The sequence below is a fragment of the Vibrio sp. OPT46 genome, from assembly GCF_015163535.1.
GTDB classification, from domain to species: domain Bacteria; phylum Pseudomonadota; class Gammaproteobacteria; order Enterobacterales; family Vibrionaceae; genus Vibrio; species Vibrio alginolyticus.
This window is the reverse complement of sequence record NZ_JADDYG010000604.1, coordinates 1-212: the sequence shown is the minus strand read 5'-3', so window position 1 is coordinate 212 and position 212 is coordinate 1. Positions and strand designations below refer to the sequence as shown.

Here is a 212-nt window from a genome sequence, read left to right as displayed (position 1 = left end):
GAAAGTTTGTATTCGCCTGCCTGCTCGTAACCCAACCCAAGTAAACGGTATGACTGCTGCTTAATGAAGTTGTTATTTTCAGGTGACTTTTCAGCAAGCGCTAACGCCAGCTTTGCATTAGTAATGACGTCTTTACTGTCATTTTGATGATAAGCCAGACCTGACTGAAGCAGGGCAGCCTTTGCTTCAAGCTTAGGAATATTGGTGTATTC

At 43.4% G+C, this 212-nt stretch carries 1 protein-coding gene; it reads right to left on the bottom strand.

Annotation, left to right across the window (positions count from 1 at the left end):
* Window positions 1–212, bottom strand: a 212-nt coding sequence (locus tag IQR33_RS23790) for a hypothetical protein (RefSeq protein ID WP_193844109.1), incomplete at both ends; no start/stop codon positions are given.